Here is a 26,529-nt window from a genome sequence, read left to right as displayed (position 1 = left end):
TTGGTAATATCTGCCGCTTCTTAAGATTTAAGGTGAGGTTTGCCCTATGCCGCGGACAGCCTATGTCAACGGTCGCTACGTGGCCCACGGCGACGCCCATGTCCATATCGAGGACCGGGGTTTCCAGTTCGCCGACGGTGTCTATGAGGTGGTGTCGGTGGTCGATGGCGTCTTCGCCGACGAAGACGGCCACCTGGCCCGCCTGTCCCGCTCCTTGAATGAGCTGGAACTGCCCTGGCCCATGCACCCCATGAGCCTGCGCTTCGTGATGCGCGAGGTGGCGCGCCGCAACCGGGTGCGCAACGGCCTGGTTTACGTCCAGATCACGAGGGGGCAGGCGCCGCGCGACTTCCGCTTCCCGGTGGACCCGGCACCGACGCTGGTGGTCACCTGCCGTTCCACCAAGTTCAGCGCGCCGCAGCAGCTGGAGAAAGGCGTCTCGGTCATTACCATCCCCGACATCCGCTGGGCCCGGCGCGACATCAAGTCGGTGGCCCTGCTGCCCCAGGTGCTGGGCAAGCAGCGTGCGGCCGAGGCCGGGGCGTTCGAGGCCTGGCAGGTCGACCCCGACGGCACGGTGACGGAGGGCTGCTCCAGCAATGCCTGGATCGTCACCAATGAGGGCGTGCTGGTCACCCGCGCCGCCAGCACCCGCATCCTGAACGGCATCACCCGCCTGTCGCTGCTGGCCGAGGCCGAGGCGGCGGGTATCCCGTTTGAGGAGAGGGCGTTCACGGTGGAAGAGGCGTACGCTGCTCGGGAAGCCCTGATCTCCAGCGCCAGTACCTTCTGCGTGCCGGTCACCCGCATCGACGGCAAGCCGGTGGGCGATGGGGTGCCGGGCCCCCTGGGGCGGCGTCTGCGCCAGGCCTACCTGGCGCATGTGGGGGTGGATGACCCTGTGGTGACCAAGCTGTGACCGTGACCGCGCGCGATATCCTGGAAACCCCCGCCCTGGCCCTGCCGCCCCTGACGTTACCAAGGGCGGTGTTGTTCGATTGGGACAACACCCTGATCACCAACTGGCGCTGCGTCCACGCCGCCACCAACGCGGCGCTGGAAGCCTTCGGCATGCCCGTCTGGACGCTGGAGGAAAGCTACACCCGCGTGCGCCAGAGCCTGCGCGACGCCTTCCCGGCGCTGTTCGGGGATGGGTGGGAACGGGCGCGGGACATCTTCTACGCCCATTTCGAGACCCACCACCTGGACTACCTCGATCCGCTGGCGGGGGCGGGCCAGTTGCTGGAGGCGCTATCCGCCCGCGGCGTCTATGTCGGCGTGGTCAGCAACAAGACCGGCCGTTTCCTACGCACCGAGGCCCGGGCCCTGGGCTGGGATCGCTGGTGCGGCGCCCTGGTGGGGGCCGGTGACGCCGAAGCCGACAAGCCGCATCCGGCGCCGGTGCATCTGGCGCTGCAGCCGGCGGGCTTGGCCCCGGGGCCGGATGTCTGGTTCGTGGGCGACGCCGACGTCGACATGGAGGTTGCCCACCGCACGGGCTGCGTACCCCTGATGGTGGGGGCCACCCCGCATGGGGAGGGGGCGCTGAGCATTTACCCGCCGCATCGCCGCTTTGCCGGCTGTGACGAACTTTGCACCTTGGTGGATGGGCTCTAGCACCCCATATCACTTCCTGTGCTAGGATGGCGGACGCCCCGGGGTGTGCCCAGGGCCGCCGGCACTTTCACGCACGGCTCCATAACCGCCGGAAAGGCAACCCCGGGCGCTCCGTAGAGGGCCCCAATAAAGAGCGAGGCATGCAATGTCCGAAAAGTCGCAAAACGTTCAGGACGTGTTTCTGAACCACGTGCGGAAGAACAAGACCCCTGTGACGGTCTTCCTCGTCAACGGCGTGAAGCTGCAAGGCATCATCACTTGGTTCGACAATTTCTCGGTGCTGCTGCGCCGCGACGCCCATTCGCAGCTGGTCTACAAGCATGCGATTTCGACCGTGATGCCGGCCCACCCCATCCAGTTGTTCGAATCGGCCAAGGAAGGCGACCACGATTGATGAGTGTAAACAGTCGGCGGCCCCCCATCGTGGGATGGTCCAGCCGGTTGACGGGAAGGACGGCGGCGCTGTGACGGATCGTCCGGCGGATGAGCCCGCCCTGCTTCCTTCCCTGAATCCCGAAGGGTCGCCGGAGGCGCCGCCGGCGGAGAAATCCGCCCGGCGCGCCCTGGTGATCCATCCCATCCTACGCGAAGAACTCGACGACAAACGTCCGCCGGAGTCGCGGCTGGAAGAGGCCGTTGGCCTGACCGCCGCGATTGAGCTGGACGTGGTGGCGGCGGAGTGCGTGCGCGTCACGCGGCCCAAGCCCGCCACCCTGCTGGGCGGCGGCTACCTGGAAGAGGCGGCCAAGCGCGTCGCCGAGCTGGGCATCGGCCTAGTCGTCGTCGACCATGCGCTGTCGCCTGTGCAACAGCGCAATCTGGAACGCGACCTCAAGACCAAGGTCATCGACCGCACCGGCCTGATCCTGGAGATTTTCGGGGCGCGTGCGCGTACCCGCGAAGGCCAGTTGCAGGTGGAACTGGCGGCACTGACCTACCAGCGCTCGCGCCTGGTGCGGTCCTGGACCCATCTGGAACGCCAGCGCGGCGGCTTCGGCTTCCTGGGCGGCCCTGGCGAAAGCCAGCTGGAAATGGACCGCCGTCTCATCGGCGACCGCATCATCAAGCTGAAGGCCGAGCTGGAGGAGGTGCGGCGCACCCGCGGCCTGCACCGCAAGGCGCGCGAGCGCGTGCCGTATCCGGTGGTGGCGCTGGTCGGCTACACCAACGCCGGCAAGTCCACGCTGTTCAACCGCATGGCGCGGGCGGACGTGTTCGCCAAGGACCTGCTGTTCGCCACGCTGGACCCGACCATGCGGTCCATCGTGCTGCCGTCGGGGCGCAAGATCATCCTGTCGGACACGGTGGGCTTCATCTCCGACCTGCCGCACCATCTGGTGGAGGCGTTCCGTGCCACCCTGGAGGAGGTGCTGGCCGCCGACATCATCCTGCATGTGCGCGACGCCGCCCATCCGGACAGCGAGGCGCAGAAGCGGGACGTGGAGACGGTGCTGGCTGAACTGGGCATCGAAGCCGAGACCGATCCCCGGGTGGTCGAGGTCCTGAACAAGATCGACAAGCTGCCGCCCCTGGATCGGGAGACCCTGGTGCGCCAGAGCCGCCGGCCGGATGGCCTGGTGGCTGTGTCGGCCCTGACCGGCGACGGGCTGGAAAGCCTGTTCAACGTCCTGGACCGCCGCATGGTGGCGGGCCGCGATGTGGTCAAGGTCAGCGTGCCGGTCAGCGACGGCGCCGCCATGGCCTGGCTCTACGCCAAGGGCGAGGTGACGGAGCGTGAGGACGATGACGACTACGCCCACTTGACGGTGGCGCTGGAGCCGGCGGACGTGGCCCGTTTCCGCGATCGTTTCCCTGCCTGTTCCGTGACCGAGACCCCGCCGCTTGCCGAACGGGTTGCCCCGGACAGGCAGGCCCAGGCGTCCTGACCCCCACCATTCGTACCGCGCCCGCGCATCTGCGCTTCCGGCCGCCGCGGCGGCTGGGGTAAGGTGCCGGCCACCCGACGCCGGTCCGATTCAAGAGAAGGGGCCGGCGCCTATTCCTGGAGGTTCCAAATGAGTTTCAGGCCCCTGCACGACCGTGTGGTGATCCGGCCCATCGAGCAGGATCAGAAGACCGCCGGCGGCATCATCATCCCCGACACCGTCAAGGAAAAGCCCCAGCAGGGTGAAGTCCTGGCCGTGGGCAGCGGCGCCCGCAACGAAAAGGGCGAGATCGTCGCCCTGTCCGTGAAGGCCGGCGACAAGGTGCTGTACGGCAAGTGGTCCGGCACCGAGGCCAAGATCGACGGCAAGGACGTGCTGATCATGCGCGAGTCCGACCTGCTCGGCATCCTTGAATAAAATCAGCGGCATGGGGAACCCCATGCCGTAGCCCGCGACTGCGGGCGCCGGAGGTTTTCGGGAAGCGTCAGCGGACGGGAAACCGAGGATAAGCCAAGCGGCCGGATGGCCGCGCCCGGCGCCTGAGGGAAAACGATAAAGGAACTAAAAATGGCTGCCAAGGACGTGAAGTTCAACACGGATGCCCGCGATCGCATGCTGCGCGGCGTGGACATCCTGGCCGACGCGGTGAAGGTGACCCTGGGCCCCAAGGGCCGCAACGTGGTCCTGGACAAGAGCTACGGCGCCCCGCGTATCACCAAGGACGGCGTCAGCGTCGCCAAGGAGATCGAGCTGGCCGACAAGTTCGAGAACATGGGCGCCCAGATGGTGCGCGAAGTGGCCTCGAAGACCAACGACGTCGCCGGTGACGGCACCACCACCGCCACCGTGCTGGCCCAGGCCATCGTGCGCGAGGGCGTGAAGGCCGTGGCCGCCGGCATGAACCCGATGGACGTGAAGCGCGGCATCGACCTGGCGGTGACCGCCATCGTCGACGACCTGAAGGGCCAGTCGCGCAAGGTCTCCACCTCCGGTGAGATCGCCCAGGTCGGCACCATCTCCGCCAACGGCGAGGCCGAGATCGGCGAGATGATCGCCAAGGCCATGGACAAGGTCGGCAACGAGGGCGTCATCACGGTGGAAGAGGCCAAGAGCTTCGACACCGAGCTGGAAGTCGTCGAGGGCATGCAGTTCGACCGCGGCTACCTGTCGCCCTACTTCGTGACCAACGCGGAGAAGATGACGGCTGAGCTGGAAAGCCCCTACATCCTGCTGCACGAGAAGAAGCTGGGCAGCCTGCAGCCCCTGCTGCCGGTGCTGGAAGCCGTCGTGCAGAGCAGCCGTCCGCTGCTGATCGTGTCGGAAGACGTGGAAGGCGAGGCGCTGGCCACCCTGGTGGTGAACAAGCTGCGCGGCGGCCTGAAGATCGCCGCCGTGAAGGCCCCGGGCTTCGGCGATCGCCGCAAGGCGATGCTGGAGGACATGGCCATCCTGACCGGCGGTCAGGTCATCTCCGAAGACCTGGGCATCAAGCTTGAGAACGTGTCGCTGGACATGCTGGGCACCGCCAAGAAGGTGGTGATCACGAAGGACGCGACCACGATCGTGGACGGCGTCGGCGCCAAGGCCGACATCGAGGCCCGCATCGGCCAGATCAAGGCGCAGATCGAGGAGACCACCTCGGACTACGACCGTGAGAAGCTGCAGGAGCGTCTGGCGAAGCTGGCGGGCGGCGTTGCCGTCATCCGCGTCGGCGGCGCCACCGAGGTCGAGGTGAAGGAGCGCAAGGACCGCGTTGACGACGCCATGCACGCCACCCGCGCCGCGGTGGAAGAGGGCGTGGTGGCCGGCGGCGGCACTGCCCTGCTGCGCGCCACCCGGTCACTGGCCAATGTGAAGCCGGTGAACGACGACCAGCGCGTGGGCGTGGACATCATCCGCAAGGCCCTGCAGTCGCCGGTCCGTCAGATCGCCTTCAACGCCGGCACCGACGGTTCCATCGTTGTCGGCAAGCTGCTGGACAACAACGACGCGGCCTTCGGCTACAACGCCCAGACCGGCGAGTTCGGTGACATGTTCGCCTTCGGCGTCATCGACCCGACGAAGGTCGTGCGCACCGCCCTGCAGCATGCCGCCTCCGTGTCCGGCCTGCTGATCACCACCGAAGCCATGGTCGCCGAGAAGCCCGAGCCCAAGTCGGCCCTGCCGGACGGTGGCATGGGCGGCGGTATGGGTGGCATGGGCGGCATGGGTGGCATGGGCTTCTAAGCCCTTGCGTCATCCCGACGCCCGGCTTTCCGGCCTGGTTTGAAGGAAGGGATCGCCTGCTGGTTCGTCCAGGGGGCGGTCCCTTTCTTTTTGGGGCTTTATGGTTTGGCCTATCGATTCTATTCCTAGGGGGCACGACCGCCGCCGCCAACCATAGATGTCCCCATGACCGCGCCCCTGCCTGCACCCGACATCCCCGCCATTGATGTGGCCGTTGTCGACGCCCTCATTCGTTCCGTGGCCGAAACGGAAATCCTGCCCCGCTTCCAGCACCTGGACGGCGGCGATATCCGGGAGAAGGGACCGGGCGACCTGGTGACCGTGGCGGACGAGGCCTCGGAACGGGCGCTGACCGCCCGGCTGACGGCGCTTTTGCCCGGCAGCACCGTCGTGGGGGAAGAGGCCGTCTCGGCTGACCCCGCCGTGCTGGATCGCCTGCTGGGTGCGGATCCCGTCTGGATCGTCGACCCCATCGATGGTACCGCCAATTTCGTGGCCGGCAAGCCGCGCTTCGGCGTCATCGTCGCCCTGGCCGCCCATGGCCGCACCGTGGCCGGCTGGATCCACGACCCCGTGGGGCGGCGCACTGTGCGCGGCCGGTTGGGCCAGGGCGCCTGGCTGGTGGGGGCTGACGCCGCCGAGGCCGGCACCCGCTGCGTCGCCCTGCCGCCCGTGGCGGTGGAACAGATGCGCGGCATCGCCAACATCCGCTTCTTCGACAGCGACATGCGCCGCCAGCTGACCCAGCGGCGGGAGCGGGTGGCGGAGGCCTACACCCAGCGCTGTTCCGCCCACGACTACCTGGACCTGCTGACCGGCCAGGCGCACTTCAGCCTGAACAACATGATCAAGCCCTGGGACCACGCGGCAGGCGCGTTGCTGTTTGCCGAGGCCGGCGGCCACGCGGCCAAGTTGGACGCCAGCCCGTACAATCCCACCGACCGTACCGGCGGCCTGCTGATGGGGCCCGACCCCGACAGCTGGCGGGCGTTGTATTCAGCGTTGTTCGACGCGTGATCGGTGGGCCGCAGCTACCAAGCTCCCCGGCTCAGCATGTCAACCATGATATCCTGGGCCGGATATCCCGACTGGAAGGCGCTGCGATCATGACGTCTCGAGCCCACTTTCCGGCGGTCGCCCCGTTTCTGCGGCTGGCGCCCCTTCCTATCATCGCCGCGGCCTCGCTGGCCATTCGCACGCCGTGGGCGGCGGCGCACGCCGGCTTGGCGGCTCTGCTGTTCCTGTGGATCACGGCGGACAGCTTGGCCACCGGCCTGATCGTGGCGGAGCGGATGCGTTTGGGCCGGTCGCCGGCGGCGCGGGTGGTGTTGGCCGCCATCGCCCTCGGCTTGGTCAGTGGTGTGCTTGGCCTGACGCCACCCTTACGTTCAGCCCTGGTGGACATGCCCTGGGTTGTCACCGTGGGGACCGCCTTGGTTGGGGGGCACCTTCTCTATGGGGTGGCCGGGGCTTGGACCGTGCTGCGCCGGCCCGGTGTGGCGAAGTTGGAGGCCGCCGTCGCTTGCCTTGTTCCGCCGCCGCTCGCCCAGTTTGTGGCCAAGGAATTGGCGTTGCTGCATCTGGCCTTGTTTCGCTGGCGCTCGCCGCCGGACGTGCCGCCGGGCTGCCAGGCCTACAGCTATCATCGCGATCTGATGCCCCTGATGGGGGGCCTGCTGGCGGCCCAGGTCATGGAAATCGTAGTGGTGGATGTGGCGCTGGGCATCCATCACCGCACGGCGGCGCTGGTCCTGTTCGCCGTGGGGGATATCGGCTTCATCTATCTGCTGGGGCTGACCAAGTCCCTTCGCCTGCATCCGGTACTGCTGACGCCGCAGGGCGTTCGGATACGCTTTGGCCTCCTGGCCGACCGGCTGATCCCCTACGACGCCATCGCCCACGTCGGCACCGCCGACGGTCTGGAACGGCGCGGGCCGGAGAACCTCAGTCGGCTGGTGGTGCCCAATGTGACGCTGACCCTGGCGGTGCCGGAGGCGCGCCGTCGCTTCCTGCGGCCCGCCCTGACCCTGACCAGGCTGGCCTTCGCCGTCGATGAGCCCCGGGAATTCATTGGCGCTGTGCGCGAAAGACTAGCCGACCCTCAAAAACCCCTTGAATAGGATATTGTATAAATTCTTAAATGGCTTCTTCGATCAAGGGGGAGCCGTTCATGCGCCGTCGTTCGTTTATTGCCGCCCTGCCTGCCGCCGCGGCGGCGGCCCATGCCCTGGGCGCCCGCGCGGCGGTTGAGACGGCCGGGACGGCCGCGCCACTTCCCACGAGCGCAGCGCCGGCTGCCGGGCTGGTGCCGACGGAGGCGGATTACGAGCGCGCGCTGTCCTTGCGGGACCGCTGGATCGGCCTGACGGAGAACGTGGCTTGGCCCGCCCGCTGGGTGGGCAAAAGCGGGCGCCTGCTGTACCGCAAGACCGTGCCGGGCGGTTTCCAGTTCACAATGGTTGATGCCGCCACCCTGCGGAAGGAACCAGCCTTCGATCATGACAGGCTGGCGGCGGAGTTCAGCAAAGCCGCCGGGCAAAGCTTTACCGGCCTGCATCTGCCGTTTGAGCGCGCGCGCTTCAGTGAGGACGGCCAGACCCTTACCTTCGAGTGGGAGGAGGCGGAGTGGTCCTGCCGACTGTCGGACTACGCCTGCAAGCGGGAGCCGGAGGAGGGCGGCCGCCGGCCCCGGGGCTTCGGCGTGGTGCGCGACCTGACCCAGCAGGGCGACAACGGCCCCAAGGCCTCACCCGACGGACGGTGGGAGGCGCTGATCCTGAACCAGAACCTGGCGCTGCGCGAGGTCGCCACCGGTACCGTGACGCCGCTGAGCACCGACGGCAGCGAGGGCGATTTCTATGATGGCGAGACCATCGCCTGGTCGCCGGATTCGCTGCAGCTGGCGATTTATCGCGTACGCACTGGATTCCGCCGGGACGTGCACAAGGTGGAGTCCTCGCCCAAGGACCAGATCGAGCCCAGGCTGCACACCCAGCTCTACCCCAAGCCGGGTGACGCCGTGGATCAGGAGCAGCCGGTGTTGTTCCATGTGCCCCGCGCCGGTGCGCCCGGCCGGAAGCTGGATGTCGACGCGGCCCTATTCCCCAACCCCTACCTGATGACGGATTTCGAGTGGCGGGCCGACAGCGCCACCGTGGTGTTCGAATACACCCGCCGGGGCCACCAGATGGTGCGGGTAATCGAGATCGACGCCGCCACCGGCACCCCGCGCGCCGTGGTGACGGAGACGGCCGCCACCTTCGTGAACAACGAACGCCGCTTCCGTCATGACGTGAAGAAGGGCGGCGCGGAAGTCATCTGGCTGTCGGAAAGGGAGGGCTGGAGCCACCTCTATCTCATCGACGGCCGCACGGGGAAGGTGAAGACCCAGATCACCAAGGGCGACTGGGCGGTGCGCCACGTGGCCAAGGTGGATGACGAGCGCCGCCAGATCTACTTCGCCGCCAACGGCATGCGCCCGGGCGAGGATCCCTACCTGCAGCATTTCTACCGTGTGGATTTCGACGGCCGGAACCTGGTGCCGCTGACCACCGCCGACGCCTATCACGACGTCAGCCTGTCCGATGACCTGGCCTATTATGTCGACACCTATTCCCGCGTCGACATGGCCCCGGTCATGGAACTGCGCCGTACCGCCGACCGGTCGCTGGTGGCGGAGATCGAGCGGGGCGACATCAGCCGCCTGCTGGCCGCCGGCTTTCGCCCGCCGGAGGTGTTCAAGGCCAAGGGCCGCGACGGCAAGACCGACATCTGGGGCGTCATTGTCCGCCCCCTGGGCTTCGATCCCGCCCGCCGCTATCCGGTCATCGAGAACATCTACGCCGGGCCGCATGACAGCTTCGTGCCCAAGACCTTCTGGCCCTTCGGCTTCCATTCCGGCGGCGACAAGGTCATCGGCATGCAGGCGCAAGCGGAGATGGGCTTCGTCGTCGCCCAGATCGATGGCATGGGCACCATGAACCGATCCAAGGCCTTCCACGACGTGTGTTGGAAGAACCTGAAGGACTCAGGCTTCCCCGACCGCATCAAATGGTGGCAGGCGGCGGCCGCGCAGTACCCCCACCTGGACATTGCCCGCGTGGGCATCTACGGCGGTTCCGCCGGCGGGCAGAGTTCACTGGCCGCCCTGCTGTTCTTCGGTGATTTCTACAAGGCCGCTTTCTGCTACGCCGGCTGCCATGACAACCGCATGGACAAGATCAGCTGGAATGAGCAGTGGATGGGCTGGCCGGTGGATGAGAGCTACGCCCAGTCGTCCAATGTCGACAACGCCCACCGGCTGACGGGCCAGGTGGCCCTGGTGGTGGGCGAGTTGGACGACAACGTCGACCCGTCCTCCACGATGCAGGTGGTGAACGCCCTCATCAAGGCGGACAAGACCTTCGATTTGTTGGTGGTGCCGGGCGAGGGGCATTCCGCCGGCCGCTCCACCGGGCCCATCCGCTATGCCTTGCGTAAGCAGTACGGGTTTTTCCTGAAGGCGCTGGGCGGCGCCGACGCGCCCGACTGGAACGCCCGCACCAGCACGGCGGCGGTCGTGCCGCCAGCTAGCGGTAACGGCTAAAGCTGGGCTGGAGGGGCGCCTGCAGGATCTGCTCCCTGAACTCATAGACCAGGGGGTGGAAGATGTCGCCCAGCAGCTCCGTCCATTTCAGCGGGTAGGGCGATGGCGTACCGTCCGGCAGCAGAATGCCCTGGCGGTCCAGCGGGTGGATGGCGGGATGGCGCCGCAGATCCGGCAGCTTCCGGTCCAGCAGCGCCTCCGTCCGCGCCAGCCAGGCGGCGGTGAGGGGCGTGCCCTTGCGGAAGATGAAGGCGCAGAGGCCGATGAGGTCGGTATAGGACCGCCGCAACTCGTCGCCCAGGGGGCCCTCCAGGGGGGCGACGCCGTTGGCCAGCTCCTGATAGCCCAGGGCCAGCTTGTCCGACTGGCCCAACTGGTCGAAGAAGGGGCCCCAGGCCTTCGACGTGGTCTTGATGTCGGTGTAGCCGCCACCGTAGTGGTGCATGAGGTAGCAGCGCAGATAGTCCGCCTTGTGCGTGGCGCTGAGGTGGGGCCAGGCCGGATGCAGCGGATGCTCCGGCTTCACCCAGTCGCCCAGCGTGTCGCGGTTCAGGAAGGCGACGGCGCAGCCGGTGGTGCGGAAGATGGTCCACAGCGCCCGCAGGCGGTCGTCCGACATCGCCTCATGTCCCGTCCACAGGCAGAACAGGGTGCGGCTTTCCAACGCGTCCAGGTCGTGCGGCACGGATCACACCATCTCGGGCGTGACGGGGATGTTGAAGCTGTTCAGCAAGGCGGCGCGCCGTTGGCCCAGCTCGGCGTCGGGGGCCTTATGGCGGCGGTAGACGTAGAGATAGTCGAACACGGCGTTGTAGTCGTGGGACTGCTGGCTGACGCCGCGCCGCTCCGACTCCGCCCCGCTGTCCTTGAAGATGCGGGCGCCGATGACCGGCACGTGCTGGGCCTTCTGCCGGGCATAGACCGCCAGCATGAATTCCCAATCCTCGTACGCCCGCATGTGCACGTCGAACTTCAGCCCGGCCAGCAGGGCGCGGGGGAAGGCGAAGCAGCAGACCGGGATCTGGTTCTTCAGGTAAATCTCATCGGTCAGGCGGCCGGCCATATCGACGCCCCCCTCCGACAGGATGGCGGCGTCCGCGCCCCGGCGCTCATTCACTATGGCGCAGTTGAAATAGACGGGCAGGCCCTGGCGCACCGCCGGCTGGTCCTTCAGGGCGGCCAGGAAGCCCTCGTACCAGGCGTCGTCATCATCCAGGAAGAGGATATAACTGCCCTTGGCCAGGCTCAGGCCCATGTTACGGCTGGCGGAGGGACCAGGCGCTCCGTTGCGGCGCACGTACATGTCGGCGGGGGTCAGCAACTCGGCGCAGACGGCGTCGGTGTCGCCGTCGGTGGCGTCGGAGACCACCAGAATCTCCACCCCGCCCACGCCCTCGCGCTGGGCGTTGATGGACGCCAGCGTCCGGCGCAGCAGGCTGGCCCGCTTATGGGTGGGCACGATGACGGAAAAGAACGGCAACTCGGCCATCAGGCCCCCCCAGCCCCCGAAAGGACATACCCGGAATGAAGACGGCCCGCGCTTGGGACCGTGACGTCAGTCTCTCAAACCGGCGCGGAGATGCCAAGGCGGGCCTGATGCGCGGTTAGTTGGACGCCGAACGCCTCAATTCTTTTTAAACCGGTGGACAGCCAAGCCGGCCGGTGCTTGGACCGTAGGCATGATTTCCACACGGTTGACATTGAAGTGCGGGGGCAGGGTGGCGGCCCAGGTCACCGACTCCGCCACATCCTCCGCCGTCAGCGGCGTGGTGCCAGCGTAGACCTTGGCGGCCTTCTCGGCGTCGCCCTTGAAGCGCACCAGGCTGAAGCTGGTCTCCACCATGCCCGGCTCCACCGAGGTGACGCGCACGCCGGTGCCCAGCAGGTCCGCCCGCAGGCTGAGGCTGAACTGGGTGACGAAGGCCTTGGAGGCGCAATAGACATGGCCGCCGGGGTAGGGGTAGCTGCCGGCGGTGGAACTGAGGTTGATGATGTGGCCGCCCCCTCGCTCCACCATGCCCGGCAGGATCAGGCCGGTCATGATCGCCAACGCCTTGTCGTTGGTGTCGACCATGATCTCCCAGTCGTCCAGGTTGGCCTTCTGCGCGGGTTCCATGCCCAGGGCCAGGCCGGCGTTGTTGATCAGCAGGTCGATGGCGGCGAAGTCCGCCGGAATGCTGGCCACCGCCGCCTCCATGGCCTTGCGGTCGCGCACGTCGAAGGCCAGGGTGTGGGTGGGCACGTCCAAGCTGTCGGCCAGGGCCTTCAGCTTCTCCGTATTGCGGCCGGTCAGGATGAGACGGCTGCCCAGGGCCGCGAAGCGGCGGGCGAAGGCGGTGCCGAAGTCACCGGTGGCCCCGGAGATCAGGACGATGCCGGGGATGTGGGGCGGGGCGTAACTCATCAGACTGCCTCCTTATTTGCTTTGGCGTTCCAGGCCCTTGGCCTGCTGCCACAGGGATTCCATCTCTTCCAAGGTCGCGTCGCCGGGCCCGCGGCCGCCTTCGGCCAGCCAGGCCTCGATCTGGCGGAAGCGCCGCTCGAACTTGGCATTGGTGCCGCGCAGGGCCGTTTCGGGATCCACGTCGATATGGCGGGCCAAGTTGGCCAAGGCGAATACCAGGTCGCCCAGCTCATCCTGCATGCGGGTTTTCTCCGGCACCGCGTGCTCCATCTCCGCCCGCAGCTCGCCGATCTCCTCCTCGATCTTGTCCAGGATCTCCTTGGCCTGGGTCCAGTCGAAGCCCACGCGGGCGGCGCGCTTCTGCAGCTTCACCGCCCGGGTCAGGGCTGGCAGGCCGCTGATGACGCCGTCGAGGGCGGAGGCCTTGGCGCCGCTGGCGGCGGCCTTGGCCGCGCGCTCCCCCGCCTTCTGGGCTTCCCAGTTCTTCACCTGGTCGGTGGCGTCGGCCACGGCGCCGACCTCCTCACCGAACACATGCGGGTGGCGGCGCACCATCTTTTCGCTCAGCGCCGTGGTGATGTCGTTGAAATCCCACAGGCCCCGCTCGCTGGCCATCTGGGCGTAGAACACCACCTGGAACAGCAAGTCGCCCAATTCCTCCTTCAACGCCGCCATGTCGCCCTGCTCGATGGCGTCGGCCACTTCATACGCCTCCTCGATGGTGTGCGGGGCGATGGTGGGGAAGTCCTGTTCCAGATCCCAGGGGCAGCCGCCGTCGGGATCGCGCAGCTTGGCCATGATGGCCAACAGGCGGTCGATGGGGGCGGTCGCGGACGGGCGGTCGGTCATGGGCTGGTCCCGGAAAGGCGAAAGGGGAGCCGGATGGCCCCCCTTCCTACACCGAACCATGCGCCCGAGGCCACCGGCCCGGCGGCATGCGACATCACTTCTTCAGGCCGATCTCGCGCAGCCGTTGGTCCAGGTACTCCCCGGCGGTATAGGCGTCGCTCAGGCGCACGTCCGGCCGGGGGTGGAGGAACATGGGCATGGAATAACGCGAGACGTTGTGCTCCGGCGGCGGGTTCACCACGCGGTGGGTGGTCGCCGGGAAGTAGCCGCCGGACGCCTCCTTCAGCATGTCGCCGCCGTTGACGGCGATCATGCCGGCGTCGCAGGGCACGTCGTGCCAGTTGCCGGCGGTGTCCTTGGCCTGCAGGCCGGGCTCGCTGCCCGTGACCAGCAGGGTGATGAGGTTGATGTCCTCATGCGCCGCGGCGCGCACGGCGCCCGGCTCGAAGCCGTCCGCCAGGGGCGGGTAGTGCAGCACGCGGAACAGGCTCTGCGTGCTGCCCACCATCATGTCCGGCAGGGCGACGGAGAACTTGGCCTTCACCGCGTCCGGCGTGTGCTGTTGTAGCCAGCCCAGCAGGTCGGCGCCCAGCTGGGTCAGGGCCGCGTACATGGCCTCTGTCGCTTCCTTCACGCCCGCCGGCAGGGGCCGGTTGGGATAGACGTGATAGAATTCCTTCAGGTCCTTGATGGGGCTGTCCTTGGCGTTTTCCGAGCGGAAGGGGAAATAGCCGTCCTGTGTCTCGGGCGAGAACAGGTGGTCCATCTTGGACTCCGACGCGAAGAAAGCCGCCCATTCCTTGTACAGGCGGTCGATCAGCGCCGGATCGATGGGGTGGTTGCGCAGCACGGCGAAGCCGGTCTCGTGCATGGAACGCACGAACTCGGCCGGGGCCGTGGACTCGGTGCAATCAACGCTGGCGATATCGAACATGGGTGTTCCCTGATGGCGCCCGTCCGCCCCGCCTTTGCGGGTAAGGGGTGGCACGCGGACGCCGTTACATCCGCCCCCGGGCCGCGGGCCAGGGACTGTTTTAAGGATCAAGGCCGGCCGCGGGCAGCCATGTCGAATTTCGGCGACTATCAGCAGGCGGGCGGTCCGCCGTCAACCACGCAGATGTTGGAGAGTGTTTCCGTTTTTTGCAGGGGTATGGTGAAGTTGCAGCACCCCGTCCGGAGGTCTCCATGCGCCTATTCCTGGCCGCCGCCCTGATGCTGGCCTCCACCACCGCCTGGGCGCAGCAAAACCCGCCGGCCTACAACCCGCCCACCTTGGCGCCCGCCCTGGTGCCGTTGGGCTTCCTGCTGGGGGATTGGAGCGGTGGGGGCAACACGGCGGACGGCGGCACGGCGCGCGGCACCTCCACCATCCAGGCCGTGGCCGGCGGCGGCGGGCTGCTGCGTCAGGACCATACCGACCTGATGGGCAAGGATGGCAAGCCGGTGCCGGGTGCCGGCTTCGACCAGATCATGCTGATCTATCCGCAGGACGGCACCCTGCATGCCGATTATCTGGATGGCCAGCACACCATCCACTACACCAGCGGCCAGGTGACGGCCGGGGAAAGCGTGACCTTCCTGGCCGACGCCACGCCCGCCACACCGGGCTTTCGCCTGGGCTATACCAGGCTGGACGCCGGCACCCTGCACGTGAAGTTCGAGATGCTGCCCCCCGGCGCCCCCGGCTACATGACGGTGGCCGAGGGCGACGTGAAGCGGCGCAAGTAGGCCTCAGGCCCTCTTTTTCCGGGCCGGTGCCTTGGCCGCCTGCGCCGCCGCCTTGTGCACCCAGTCGCGCAAGGCCGGTGCATCGGCCAGCAGGCCGTCAGGCACCACGACGTAGGTCTTGCTGACCGGCTGGTCCGGTCCGTACTGCAACGGCTTGGCGCCCGGCAAGGCCAGCAGCACCGTCTGGTCAGCGCCCGCCAGCTTCAGCGCCAGCCCGACGTCGGAGAGCGAGGCGACGGGCTTGCCCCCCGCATAGGCCAGGATGCCGCCGAACATGGGCTTGTAGGTCAGTTCCAGATCCGGCACCGCCGTCGCCATGATGGTCTGAAGTTTCTTGGGATCGTGCGCCATAAGGGGCCCTGTCGTTAGGCTGGTAACGGGGAATTTAGCATCCCGGGCGTGACAGGTGCTGGCAGGATGGTGGCCCCCACCCCGGCGAAGGTGCGCCCGTCATGAACTCCCCCCAACTGACCTGGCAATTCTGGGCCGTGCTGTCGGCCCTGTTCGCGGCGCTGACCGCCATCCTGGCCAAGGTGGGGGTGGAAGGGGTGAACTCCGACTTTGCCACCCTGGTACGCACGGCGGTGATCCTGCTGGTCATCGCGGCCCTGCTGCCCATCACCGGGCAATGGCAGCCGCCGGGCAGCGTGTCGGCCCGCAGCTATCTGTTCCTGGGGCTGTCCGGTCTCGCCACCGGCGGTTCGTGGTTGTGCTATTTCCGGGCGCTGAAACTGGGGGAGGCGGCGCGGGTGGCCCCCATCGACAAGATGAGCGTGGTGCTGGTGGCGCTGTTCGGCGTGCTGTTCCTGGGCGAAAGGCTCAGCCTGCCCAACTGGCTGGGTGTGGCCTTCATCGCCCTGGGCGCGGTGTTGGTGGCCTGGCGGGGGTGACGGCGGTAAGGGTTTTTTAACAGCTTCGGCACCATCCTACAGTGATAAAATAAAAATATTTTCAACGGGGGATGGTTAATGGATGGGCTGGAGCTGGAACAGTCGAGCGAGCAGTTCCTGGCGGCGGCGCCCAAGCTGCGCGCCATTTTCCGCGCGCAGAACCAAGCCTGTGCCGGCAGCCTGCACATGGTCGGGCTGGACAGCCTGCGCGAGCGACTGGGGACCCGCTGGCCGCGGGTGGCGGACCGTGTGCACATGTTGGCGGAACGCCTGCTGGGGCAGCTGCTGACGCCCAAGGATACCTGGTTCCGCCATGGGGAGGAGGGCTACATCGTCGTCTTCGCCCAGCTGGGCAAGCGCGAGGCCGGCTTGGTATGCGCCAAGGTGGTGGAGCAGTTGCAGCGCCTGTTGCTGGGCGATGTCGACACGGCCGCCGTGCGCGTACATTCCGCCGTTCATCAGATGGGCCGCGAGTTGCTGTTCCAAAGCAACAGCCTGAACGAAATGCTGGCGGGCGCCGCCACGCTGGCCGTGGAGTCCACGACGGCCGCGACGGTGGCGGAGACCGGCAAGGCGAATGCCTGGTGGACCCATGCCGCCTTGCAGGAGCAGCCGGCGCAGGTCGTCTACCGGCCCATCTGGGACGTGCGCAAGGAGGTGCTGTCGATCTACATGGCGCGCATCATGCGACCACGCCGGGGGCGGCAGCCCTTATGGGGATATGACTGCGTCGCCGACCCTCAGGACATGCAGCAGATTCTGGCGCTGGATATGGAGGTGCTGCGGCAGACCATGGAAGTGTACGGGGAATTGTATGCGAACCAGTTCCGCTGCTTCCTGTCGGTGCCGGTCCATTTCGAGACGCTGGCCAGCGTGGGGCGGCGGCGGGAATACCTGTCCGCCCTCCAGGCCGTTCCCCGGGAGCTGCGGGCCTTCCTGGCCTTCCACCTCGTGGGTTTCCCGCAGGGGATCCCCGCCAGCCGCGCGGCCGAGATGGTCGCCTTCCTGAAGCAGTTCAGCCGGGTGGTCACGGCCATAGTGGAAAACGGCTCTCAGGATTTGCCCGCCCTGGCCGCGGCGGGCGTCTACATTTCCATCATACTGCTGCCGCCGGGCGCCTCGCCCAAGCATTGGGCGATCGATCTCAAGCGCTTCTCGCACGAAGCCACCCGCCTGCGCATGCGCGCCGGCATCAAGGGCGTGGATACCGCCGCCATGGCGTCCTGTGCCGATGACGCCGGCTTTCACTACATGGCCGGTGATTTTATCGGTCCCTGGTCCGAGGTTCCGGAAAACGCCCTGCGGTTCACCCGCAACGACCTCAGAGCCCGCATGGATGCAGGGCGGAGGGCCTGACGCTCTTCATTCCCGCCGTCGCAGGGGCGCAGGATGAGCTTCGGCGACAAGCCTTTCTTAACCACCCTACTGGCAATCTGAAGCCCTAGGGATGGGGAGTTTTGGGATTGTCGGTCATGGACGGGTTGGCACAGCGGGAACCGGCGGGCGGTCACTTCACCGAGGCGGCGCCCAAGCTGCGCGCCATTTTCCAGGCTCAGACCCAGGCCGCCGCCGGCAGCCTGCACATGGTGGGACTGGACAGCCTGCGCAGTCGCCTGGGCGCACGGTGGCCACGCGTGGCCGACCGGGTGCACATGCTGGTGGAGCGCCTGTTGCGGCAGATGCTGAACCCCAGGGACGCCTGGTTCCGCCATGGGGAGGAGGGCTATATCGTCGTCTTCCACCAGCTGGGCCGGACAGAGGCGGGCCTGGTCTGCGCCAAGGTGGTGGAGCAGCTGCAACGCCTGTTGCTGGGCGACGTCGACACCGCCGCCGTGCGCATCCATTCCGCCGTGCATGAGATGGATGGGGAGTTGCTGTTCCAGAGCAGCAGCCTGCATGAAATGCTGGCGGGCGCCGCCTCGCTGGCCGGCGCGGCGGTCGCGGCGGAGACCAGCGCCGACAAGGCCAATCCCTGGTGGGCTCATGCCGCCCCGCAGGAAGAGCCGTTGGAGGTCGTCTACCGTCCCATCTGGGACGTGCGCAAGCAGGTGTTGTCCATTTACCTTGCCCGGGCCATGAGGCCCCGCCGGGGGCGCCTGCCGCTCTGGGGCTACGACTGTGCCGCCGACCCGCAGGACATGCAGCAGATACTGGGCCTGGACCTGGACGTGCTGCGCCAGACCATGGAGGTCTATGGCGAACTGTACCGCAACCAGTTCCGCTGTTTCCTGTCGGTGCCGGTGCATTTCGAGACGCTGGCCGGCATAGCCCGGCGGCGCGAATATCTGGCGGCCTTGCAGGCCATTCCGAAGGAGCTGGTGGCGTTCCTGGCCTTTCATGTCGTGGGCTTCCCCCAAGGGGTGCCGGTCAGCCGGGCGACGGAGATGGTGGCGTTCCTGAAACAGTTCAGCCGGGTGGTCATCGCCGTGGTGGAGAGCGGCTGCCAGGATCTGCCGGCCCTGGCGGCGGCCGGCATCTACATCGTCACCATGCTGCTGCCGCCCGGCGCCTCGCCCAAGCGCTGGGGGCCGGAACTGTCACGCTTCTCCCACGAGGCCTTGCGCCTGCGCGTACACGCGGGCGTGGAGGGCGTGGACACCAGCCTGATGGCCTCTTACGCCGATGGCGCCGGCTTCCACTACATGGCCGGTGACTTCATCGGCCCCTGGTCAGAGGTGCCGGAGAACGCGCTGCGCTTCACCCACGCCGACCTGCGCGCCCGCATCGTCGCGGATTGATTGCGATTGTCGCGTGCTTCACGGTTCAGGTGATGCCACCTGAACCGACCACGCTAATCGTCCAGTCCCTTGCCGGCCAGGATCAGGGGCGCGCATTTCTCGAGGCGGGCCAACCGGGTCTTGGCCTGCTTGGCGGAGGAAAGGTGCAGCAGGTAGCCCCGCTGCCGGCCGGGTGTCAGGGCGTCGAACGCCGCCTTCAGCGCTGGATCGCTGTCCAGCCGGCTTTGGAATTCCTCGGGCACGGCGAATTCCCTGGTCGGCTTGAAGTCCACCTTCAGGCCCGCCTTTTCCACGGCGATGGCTTCCAGGATGTAGGCTTTCAGCGTGGGCGCCAACTGGGCGATCTCACCGCTATTGGTGAAGCGAATCTGGCGGCCGGCCTGCACATTCTCCGTCTGCTGGATCAGGATGCCGTTGGGGTCCGTCATGAGCGCACCCTTGAAGAACAGCAGGGCGCAATACTCCTTGAACCCGTGGATCAGGACGATGTTGGCGCCGTCTGAGGTGTAGCAGGGGTGGCCCCACTTGAAGTCCTCCACCAGCGGGCAATCCAGCGCGATGGCCCGCAGCCTGGCGACTTCCTCGTGCCATTTGCCGGCCTTCTCCACATAGGCGTCGACCTTGGGATGGGTCATGCGGTCCTCCCGACCGATTATCTTGATTGTCTTTATTGTATGGGTCAGAGCGTCTGGGACTGGCTTTGGCCTTGGCCGTCCTGGATTTGCGCCTGCCGCAGGGCGGGCGGTTCATCCCCCACCTCTTCAACATCCACGCTGACATTCAGGGCGTGGGTGTCGCCGCCCAGGATGACGCCGCGCAGGGGGCAGACGTCGTCATAGTCGCGGCCATAGGCCAGGGTGATGTGGTTGCGATCGATCAGCGTGTCGTTGGTGGGGTCCATGTCGACCCAGCCGACGTCGGGCCCGCACCATACCTGCACCCAGGCGTGGCTGGCGTCGGCCCCTTGCAGGCGCGGCTGGCCGGGTGGTGGCAAGGTGCGCAGATAGCCGCTGACGTAGCGGGCGGGCAGGCCCAGGGCGCGCAAGGCGCCGATCATGACATGGGCGAAGTCCTGGCAGACGCCGCGCTTGAGCGCCAGCGCCTCCAGCACGGGCGTAGTCACGCTGGTGGCGGCGGCATCGAAGGCGAAGCCATCGTGGATGCGGCGTGCCAGATCGCGGGCGCCGGCGCCGATGGGCCTGCCAGCCGGGAAGCTGCCGGTGGCGAAGGCCGCCAGATCCGGGCTGGGCTGGGGCAGGCGGGGGGACGCCTCGATGAACTCCGCCACCGCCAGCCGCCGGGGCGCCTCGGCCGCGATCGCCTCCCACGCCGGTGTCGCTTCCAAGTCCGGGGCCGGCCGCGGCGACAGGATGACGTCCAGCTCCACCGTCATGGACAGGTCCAGGTGGGGGGTGTCGATGGCGACATAGCTGGTGGGGTTGCCCAGCCAATCCAGTCGGTCCGCCACCACGGCGGGCTCCGGCTCCACTGTCAGCGCCACCACCTGCGCCCGCTGGCCCGCCGCGTCGCGCGGCCCCAGATGGGCGATCAGCTGGGAGGAGACGACCTGCACCGTGTAGCTGTAGCGCGTGGTGTGGCGGCAGCGGTAGCGGACGGGCGCTAGGCGGGGCTGGTCAGGCGGCACGGGCGCGGACATGGCTGAAATAGGCCTGTGACAACAGATTGGACATGTCGGGCAGCGCCCAGCCCAGCTGGAACAGGGTGGCGCTCAACAGCCCCATGTCCCGGGTCAGGGCCAGATCCTGCACGCGATAGCTGGCTTGCGCCACCAGATCCGCCAGGCGCATCAGCGGATCCGTGCCACCGGCGGCGCCGAAGGCGGGCAGGGAGGGCAGGCGGGAAACTTGGCGGCGTATGGTCTCCAGCTGGAACAGCAGGGAATGCGGATGTTCCGGATCGGTCAGCAGCAGGCTCAGCGCCGCCTCGCGCTGGACCCCCACCGGGAAACGCTCGCGGTAGGCGGGTCCGGCCTCCGCCAGTTCCAGCAGCACCTCCTGCGTGGCGGCGTCCGGCCGTTCATGGGCGATGCCGCTGGCCTGCAGCCGCTCCACCGCGTCGATGGCGCGCTCCAGCCGGCGGCCCAGCACCAGGAAGCGCCAGCCGGCGCCCCGGGGCATGCTGTCCAGCTCCAGCCCCGTCTGCGCCGCCAGCACCTGACTGAAGTCGCCCAGCAGCACGGCCAGCGCCGCGCGATCCGCCTTGGCCAGGCGGGCGCCCAGCACGTCCAGGCGGCCCAGGATCTGGCGGCTGTCCAGGGGCAGGCGATCGCGCACGCTGCCCATGGCGCGGCGCAGCCGGCCGGTGGTGGCCACCAGACTGCCCGGGTTGGCGGGATCGACCGCGATTTCCAGCGCCTGGCGCATGCCGCGCACGGCGTCGCTGTCGGGCAGCTGCGCGATTTCCTGCGGGATCAGGGTGGCGCGGCCCATCAGGCGCAACAGGGGCGACAGTTCCTCCCGCGCGGCCGGGCGGCTGTCGTCGGACAGGCGCAGGGTGGCGCCGCGCAGCAGGCGCACGGCCGACGCCGCGCGCTCGGCGTACCGGCCTACCCAGAACAGGTGGTCGGCCGCGCGGCTGGGAAGGTTGCCGGGCACGGGGCTGGGCTCGCGCGCGCCATCAGGCGGGCTGATCAGGCGGCGGATCGTGCCCGGCGGCTCCGCCCCGACAATCCAGAGATCCTTGGAGCCGGCCCCCTCCTGCAGGGACACGGCGGCATGGCGCGCGTCGGCGCTGATGCGCACCAGGCCGCCCGGCATGACCGTCCAGCCGCCGTCGCCGCTGGCGCACAGGAAGGCGCGCACGACCAGGGGGCGCGGTTCCACCCGGCTGTCCCGCCACAGCGGCGCGGTGGAGGGGGCGACCGGCAGCTGGCCCGCCCAGTCCTGCGGCCGGGCGCGGATGCGCGCGGCCAGATCCCCGCGCGCGGCCTCATCCAGGTCGGGCCCATTGGCGACGTGGCCGGGCAGGCTGGAGAAGGCCGGCCGCATCACCATGCGGTCCAGCTGCGCCAGCAGCGCCTCGCGCTGTTCCGGGTCCCCGCCCCAATACGTCGGCACGTTGGGCAGCAGCAGATCCTCGCCCAGCAGGCGCCGGCTCAGCGCCGGCATATGGGACAGCAATGCCATGCTTTCCGCCATGCCGGACCCCAGGGCATTGACCACGGCGACGGATCCGGCGCGCACCGCCTGCAGCAGGCCGGGGACACCCAGCGCGCTGTCCACGCGCAATTCCAGCGGGTCGCAGAAGGCGTCGTCCACGCGGTGCAGGATGACGTCCACCCGTTCCAGCCCCGCCAGGGTCTTCAGGTAGACGGCCTGGTCGCGCACCACCATGTCCGCCCCTTCCGCCAGGGTCATGCGCAGATGGCGGGCGAGGTAGGCGTGCTCGAAATAGGCCTCGTTGAAGGGGCCGGGGGTCAGCAGCACGGCGCGGGGATGCCCATCCACCCCGGAGTGCTGGGGCGCGGCGCGGGCGACGGCGGCGCGCAAGGATTCAAAAAAGGGCGACAGCCGCTCCACATTGCAGGCGCGGAAGGGGTCGGCCAGGGTTTGGCTCAGCACCGCCCGGTTCTCTAAGGCATACCCCACGCCGGTCGGCGCCTCCGTCCGGCAGGTCAGCACCCGCCACTGGCCGTCGCCGTCGCGCACCAGGTCGGCGGCGAACAGCACTAGGCGCCGCCCGCCCGGCACGTCCATGCCCTGGCAGGCGCGCAGGTAGCCAGGATCGGCATAGAGCAGGCTGGGCGGGATGGCGCCGTCGGACAGCAGGGTCTGGGGACCATAAAAATCCTCCAGCACCTTTTCGACCAGGGTGGCCCGTTGCACCAGCCCGGCGCTGATCGCCTGCCATTCCGGGGCAGAGAGCAGCAGGGGCACGGGATCCAGCGGCCAAGGCCGTTCCGTTCCCTGCGGATCACGGTAGGAGTTGAAGGTAACCCCGTTCAGGAACAGCCGCTGGCGCGCCGCCGCCCACCGCGCCGCCATCTGCTCCGGCGTGAACGGGCCATGGGCGGCGAAGAACTGCTGCCAGTGCGCGCGCAACTGCCCCGTGCCGGTCACCATCTCGTCAAAGATGGGACCGGTTCCATAACCGAGGTCGCCGGCGTCGCTGAACAGCGAAGGCTGCTCCGGCAATATGGGGTCAGCGGGCTCTGCCAAAAGCGGGTCAGCTCAATCTCAGGTCCAAGGTCATGGGATAATCCGGGTTCCGTGTTTCCGGCGGGATGGCCATGGGCCCCGGCGTATGCCCGAAGGGATGGAAGCGCGCCAGCCGGCGCCCTTCCGCTTCGTTGGCATTGACCGGGAAGGTGGTGAAGTTGCGCCCTCCTGGATGGGCGACGTGATAGGTGCACCCGCCGACGGACCGTTCCGTCCACAGATCCAAAATATCGAAGACCAGGGGCGTATGCACGGGGATAGTCGGGTGCAGGCATCCGGGGGGCTGCCAGGCGCGATAACGGACCGCCGCCACATATTCCCCCTCCGTGCCCGTGGGGTGCAGGGGCAGGCGGCGGCCGTTGCAGGTGACGGCATAGCGGTCGCCCACCATGCCCGTCATGCGGACCTGAATGCGTTCCAGGCTGCTGTCGACATAGCGCACGGTGCCGCCGCCGCCCGGCTCCTCGCCCAGCACGTTCCAGGGCTCCAGCGCCGTGCGCAGTTCCAGGGTCAGGCTGCGCTGGCTGATGCTGCCGATCTTGGGGAAGCGGAAGTTCAGGTGCGGGGCGAACCAGGCCTCCTCGAAGGCGTAGCCGGCCTCGCGCAGCTCCGCCACCACGTCCTGGATGTCCTGGGTCACGAACTGCGGCAGCAGGAAACGGTCGTGCAGCTTGGTGCCCCAGCGCACCAGGCCGGCGCGATAGGGCTCCCGCCAGAACCAGGCGATCAGGGTGCGCAACAGCAACTGCTGCACCAGGCTCATCTGCGCGTGGGGCGGCATCTCGAAGCTGCGCAGTTCCACTAGGCCCAACCGGCCGGTGGAACTGTCGGGGCTGTACAGCTTGTCGATGCAGAATTCGGAGCGGTGGGTATTGCCCTGCACGTCCACCAGCAGGTGGCGCAGCGCCCGGTCCACCAGCCAGGGCGGCGGGTTGGGGCCGGCGCGGTCCAGCTCCTTGAAGGCGATCTCCAGCTCATACAGGCTTTCGTGCCGCGCCTCGTCCACCCGGGGGTGCTGGCTGGTGGGGCCGATGAACATGGTGCTGAACAGGTAGGACAGGCTGGGGTGGTTCTGGAAATAGGCCAGCAGGGAGCGCAGCACGTCCGGCCGGCGCAGGAAGGGGCTGTCCGCCGCCGTCGGGCCGCCCACCACCACATGGTTGCCGCCGCCGGTGCCGACGTGGCGGCCGTCCAGCGCGAACTTCTCCGTGCCCAGGCGGGTCTGGCGCGCGTCTTCGTACAGGGTGGTGGTGGTGTAGACCAGATCCTGCCAGTTGGACGAGGGATGGATGTTCACCTCGATGACGCCGGGATCCGGCGTCACGGCCATGCTGTTCAGGCGCGGGTCGCGGGGCGGGGGGTACCCTTCCAGGACGACCGCCAGGTCCAGGTCGACGCAGGTGGCCTCGATCTGGGTGACCAGCTCGATCCAGTCCTCCAGATAGCTGGTGGGCGGCAGGAAGATGTAGAGGCGGCCGTCGCGCGGCTGAATGCACAAGGCCGTGCGCACCAGCCACCAGGCGCTGGCGCCTTTTTCCGGCACCTGGTCGCGCACGTCGGCCATGGCGTGCTGGCGCAACGGTTCCGTCTGGCCCTTGCGCAAGACCATCTGCCGTTCCAGGTCCTCACGCGACGGCAGGTCCGGCCGGCTGTCGAAGGGATCCTGCTCGTAGGAATAGACACGGTCGATGGTGTCGACCCAGGGCAGGGAGCCCAGGGGCAGGCGGTAGCCGATGGGGCTGTCGCCCGGGGCCAGCAGCAGCCTGTCGCTGCGCGTGGGCCAGGCGCTGGACAGCCAGACGGGGCCGCTGGCCTCATGCCGGCGGCTGATGGGCAGGGCGTAGCCGACGGCGGTGCCCAGGCCGGTGTCGAACACCTTGGCCAGGCGCGCCCGCTCCTCCGCGTTCTCCAGCTTGCTGTCGAACGGGTCGACGTTCACCGGCAGCTCGCGTTCCTTGCGGATGTAGTGCCAGGGATCCTCGAAGGCGCCCCGCGCGTAGTCGGGATTGATGCCCAGCCGTTCCGCCAGGCGGCGGATGAACCGCTCGGACTCGGCCAGGCCATAGCCGTAGTGGCGGCGCTCATCGGCCAGGTATTCGGCATGGGTCCACAGGGCGTCGCCGTCACGCCGCCAGAACAGCTGCAGCGCCCAGCGCGGCAGACTTTCCCCGGGATACCACTTGCCTTGGCCGAAATGCAGCAGGCCGCCCTGGGCGTAGCGGGCCTGCAGGCGGCGGATGAGGTCGCCGGACAGCAGGCGCTTGGTGGGGCCCAGCGCCGCCGTGTTCCACTCCGCCCCCTCCATATCGTCGATGGAGATGAAGGTGGGCTCGCCGCCCATGGTCAGGCGGATGTCGCCGTCCACGATCTCGCGGTCCACCTGCTGGCCCAGACGGTCGATGGCGCCCCACTGGTCGGGGGTGTAGGGCTTGGTGGTGCGCGGCTGCTCACGGATGCGGGTGACCGACATCGCGTGCTCGAACGTCACCTCGCACATGTCCAGGCCGCCGGTGACCGGGGCGGCGGAGAAGGGGTCGGGCGTGCAGGCCAGCGGGATGTGGCCCTCGCCGGCGAACAGGCCCGAGGTGGGATCCAGCCCGATCCAGCCGGCGCCGGGCAGGTAGACCTCCGTCCAGGCGTGCAGGTCGGTGAAGTCGGCGGTAGGGCCGTCCGGCCCCTCCAGCGGCTTCTGGTCGGCCACCAGCTGTACCAGGTAGCCGGAGGCGAAGCGGGCGGCCAGGCCCAGGTTGCGCAGGATCTGCACCAGCAGCCAGGCGGTGTCGCGGCAGGAGCCCGTGCCCAGCTGCAGCGTTTCCTCCGGCGTCTGCACGCCGGGTTCCAGGCGGATGACATAGCCGATGCGCTGCTGCAGCTTCAGGTTTACATCGGCCAGGAAGGCGACGGTGCCCGTGGGCGTGAGGTCGATATCGGCCAGCAGCGCCTTGACCAGGGGCCCGGGCTCGTCGGCCTCCAGGAAGGGCTTGAGGTCCTTGGCCAGCCACGGCTCATAGGTGAAGGGGAATTTCTCCGCCGCCGGCTCCAGGAAGAAGTCGAAGGGGTTGATGACCGCCATGTCGGCCACCAGGTCCACCTCCAGCGTGAATTCCTCCGTCTTTTCGGGGAAGACCAGGCGTGCCAGCCAGTTGGACTGGGGATCCTGCTGCCAGTTCAGGAAGTGCTGCTTGGGCGTGACCTTCAGCGAATACGACAGGATGGGTGTGCGGCAATGCGGCGCCGGCCGCAAGCGCACCAGCTGCGCCCCCAGATTGATAAGCCGGTCGTAGCGGTAGCTGGTCTTGTGATTGATGGCGACGTGGATGCTCATGACTTCCCCTGTTCGCGGAAGCGATGGCGACCCATAGCCCCCGGTGCCCTGACCCGGTCACGGTACCATCAATGCCAGCAGGCGTTAAAGTGCATTACAGCAT

At 68.0% G+C, this 26,529-nt stretch carries 23 protein-coding genes; 13 read left to right on the top strand and 10 right to left on the bottom strand.

Annotation, left to right across the window (positions count from 1 at the left end; all coding sequences use genetic code 11):
• Positions 1–46 precede the first annotated feature (46 nt).
• The 9 genes from Y958_RS07795 to Y958_RS07755 all read left to right on the top strand — a co-directional run bounded on the left by Y958_RS07795 (position 47) and on the right by Y958_RS07755 (position 10,314).
• Positions 47–919, top strand: coding sequence for a D-amino-acid transaminase (locus Y958_RS07795; RefSeq protein WP_088871550.1), 873 nt, complete (start codon positions 47–49; stop codon positions 917–919).
• Complete coding sequence (locus Y958_RS07790) at positions 916–1,617, top strand: HAD family hydrolase (RefSeq protein ID WP_244909228.1); 702 nt, start codon at positions 916–918, stop codon at positions 1,615–1,617. Before Y958_RS07795 ends, Y958_RS07790 begins: the two co-directional genes overlap by 4 nt.
• Positions 1,618–1,762: 145 nt before the next feature.
• Positions 1,763–2,011, top strand: coding sequence for an RNA chaperone Hfq (hfq, locus tag Y958_RS07785; protein WP_040843434.1), 249 nt, complete (start codon positions 1,763–1,765; stop codon positions 2,009–2,011).
• Positions 2,012–2,123: 112 nt separating this feature from the next.
• Positions 2,124–3,503, top strand: a complete 1,380-nt coding sequence (hflX, locus tag Y958_RS07780) for a GTPase HflX (protein WP_486644349.1) — start codon at positions 2,124–2,126, stop codon at positions 3,501–3,503.
• A gap of 129 nt (positions 3,504–3,632) precedes the next feature.
• The gene (locus tag Y958_RS07775; RefSeq protein ID WP_040843435.1) at positions 3,633–3,920 is read left to right on the top strand and encodes a co-chaperone GroES; all 288 of its coding nucleotides are present in this window, start codon (positions 3,633–3,635) and stop codon (positions 3,918–3,920) included.
• Between the two features lie 150 nt (positions 3,921–4,070).
• Positions 4,071–5,729, top strand: a complete 1,659-nt coding sequence (gene groL, locus Y958_RS07770; RefSeq protein WP_088871548.1) for a chaperonin GroEL — start codon at positions 4,071–4,073, stop codon at positions 5,727–5,729.
• A 165-nt stretch (positions 5,730–5,894) separates the two neighbouring features.
• Positions 5,895–6,746 (top strand): inositol monophosphatase family protein, encoded by an 852-nt coding sequence (locus tag Y958_RS07765; RefSeq protein WP_186291112.1) that lies wholly within the window; start codon positions 5,895–5,897, stop codon positions 6,744–6,746.
• 89 nt (positions 6,747–6,835) lie between these two features.
• Positions 6,836–7,849 carry a hypothetical protein gene (locus Y958_RS07760; RefSeq protein WP_088871547.1) on the top strand — a complete coding sequence of 338 codons (1,014 nt, stop codon included), beginning with the start codon at positions 6,836–6,838 and terminating at the stop codon, positions 7,847–7,849.
• Between the two features lie 50 nt (positions 7,850–7,899).
• Positions 7,900–10,314: a S9 family peptidase gene (locus Y958_RS07755; RefSeq protein ID WP_244909227.1), complete on the top strand. Its 2,415-nt coding sequence runs from the start codon at positions 7,900–7,902 to the stop codon at positions 10,312–10,314.
• On the opposite strand, the gene Y958_RS07750 is transcribed toward Y958_RS07755, so the two are convergent.
• From Y958_RS07750 to Y958_RS07730, 5 genes are all read right to left on the bottom strand, one after another.
• Positions 10,298–10,999 (bottom strand): glycosyltransferase family 32 protein, encoded by a 702-nt coding sequence (locus Y958_RS07750; RefSeq protein WP_088871546.1) that lies wholly within the window; start codon positions 10,997–10,999, stop codon positions 10,298–10,300. The two genes, Y958_RS07755 and Y958_RS07750, sit on opposite strands and share 17 nt — an antisense overlap.
• A gap of 3 nt (positions 11,000–11,002) precedes the next feature.
• Positions 11,003–11,803, bottom strand: coding sequence for a glycosyltransferase family 2 protein (locus Y958_RS07745; protein ID WP_088871545.1), 801 nt, complete (start codon positions 11,801–11,803; stop codon positions 11,003–11,005).
• Between the two features lie 135 nt (positions 11,804–11,938).
• Positions 11,939–12,718 carry an SDR family NAD(P)-dependent oxidoreductase gene (locus tag Y958_RS07740; protein ID WP_088871544.1) on the bottom strand — a complete coding sequence of 260 codons (780 nt, stop codon included), beginning with the start codon at positions 12,716–12,718 and terminating at the stop codon, positions 11,939–11,941.
• A gap of 12 nt (positions 12,719–12,730) precedes the next feature.
• Positions 12,731–13,567 (bottom strand): nucleoside triphosphate pyrophosphohydrolase, encoded by an 837-nt coding sequence (gene mazG / locus Y958_RS07735; RefSeq protein WP_088871543.1) that lies wholly within the window; start codon positions 13,565–13,567, stop codon positions 12,731–12,733.
• A 94-nt stretch (positions 13,568–13,661) separates the two neighbouring features.
• A complete protein-coding gene (locus Y958_RS07730) occupies positions 13,662–14,501 on the bottom strand; it encodes an isopenicillin N synthase family dioxygenase (RefSeq protein WP_040843582.1) in 840 nt (279 codons plus the stop codon).
• Positions 14,502–14,752: 251 nt separating this feature from the next.
• On the opposite strand from Y958_RS07730, the gene Y958_RS07725 reads away from it, so the two are divergent.
• Positions 14,753–15,295 (top strand): hypothetical protein, encoded by a 543-nt coding sequence (locus Y958_RS07725; protein WP_088871542.1) that lies wholly within the window; start codon positions 14,753–14,755, stop codon positions 15,293–15,295.
• A 3-nt stretch (positions 15,296–15,298) separates the two neighbouring features.
• On the opposite strand, the gene Y958_RS07720 is transcribed toward Y958_RS07725, so the two are convergent.
• Entirely contained in the window at positions 15,299–15,646 is a 348-nt protein-coding gene (locus Y958_RS07720; RefSeq protein WP_088871541.1) for a TfoX/Sxy family protein, read from the bottom strand.
• 101 nt (positions 15,647–15,747) lie between these two features.
• On the opposite strand from Y958_RS07720, the gene Y958_RS07715 reads away from it, so the two are divergent.
• The 3 genes from Y958_RS07715 to Y958_RS07705 all read left to right on the top strand — a co-directional run bounded on the left by Y958_RS07715 (position 15,748) and on the right by Y958_RS07705 (position 18,923).
• Complete coding sequence (locus Y958_RS07715; protein WP_088871540.1) at positions 15,748–16,185, top strand: EamA family transporter; 438 nt, start codon at positions 15,748–15,750, stop codon at positions 16,183–16,185.
• 78 nt (positions 16,186–16,263) lie between these two features.
• The gene (locus tag Y958_RS07710) at positions 16,264–17,541 is read left to right on the top strand and encodes a hypothetical protein (protein WP_088871539.1); all 1,278 of its coding nucleotides are present in this window, start codon (positions 16,264–16,266) and stop codon (positions 17,539–17,541) included.
• Positions 17,542–17,657: 116 nt separating this feature from the next.
• On the top strand, positions 17,658–18,923 hold the full coding sequence (locus Y958_RS07705; RefSeq protein ID WP_088871538.1) for a hypothetical protein: 1,266 nt from the start codon (positions 17,658–17,660) through the stop codon (positions 18,921–18,923).
• Positions 18,924–18,976: 53 nt separating this feature from the next.
• On the opposite strand, the gene Y958_RS07700 is transcribed toward Y958_RS07705, so the two are convergent.
• From Y958_RS07700 to Y958_RS07685, 4 genes are read right to left on the bottom strand one after another with little or no spacing between them, the layout of a single operon-like run.
• Positions 18,977–19,558, bottom strand: a complete 582-nt coding sequence (locus Y958_RS07700; RefSeq protein WP_088871537.1) for a YdeI/OmpD-associated family protein — start codon at positions 19,556–19,558, stop codon at positions 18,977–18,979.
• Between the two features lie 44 nt (positions 19,559–19,602).
• Complete coding sequence (locus tag Y958_RS07695; protein ID WP_088871536.1) at positions 19,603–20,580, bottom strand: transglutaminase family protein; 978 nt, start codon at positions 20,578–20,580, stop codon at positions 19,603–19,605.
• Complete coding sequence (locus tag Y958_RS07690) at positions 20,558–23,077, bottom strand: circularly permuted type 2 ATP-grasp protein (RefSeq protein WP_244909226.1); 2,520 nt, start codon at positions 23,075–23,077, stop codon at positions 20,558–20,560. The genes Y958_RS07695 and Y958_RS07690 overlap by 23 nt, the downstream gene beginning before the upstream one ends.
• Positions 23,078–23,108: 31 nt before the next feature.
• Positions 23,109–26,426: a transglutaminase family protein gene (locus Y958_RS07685; RefSeq protein WP_088871535.1), complete on the bottom strand. Its 3,318-nt coding sequence runs from the start codon at positions 26,424–26,426 to the stop codon at positions 23,109–23,111.
• Positions 26,427–26,529: the final 103 nt, after the last annotated feature.

The organism is Nitrospirillum viridazoti CBAmc, assembly GCF_000730165.1.
GTDB lineage: Bacteria > Pseudomonadota > Alphaproteobacteria > Azospirillales > Azospirillaceae > Nitrospirillum > Nitrospirillum viridazoti.
Note: the sequence above shows the minus strand (reverse complement) of the source record. Positions and strands in the feature narration are given on the sequence as shown.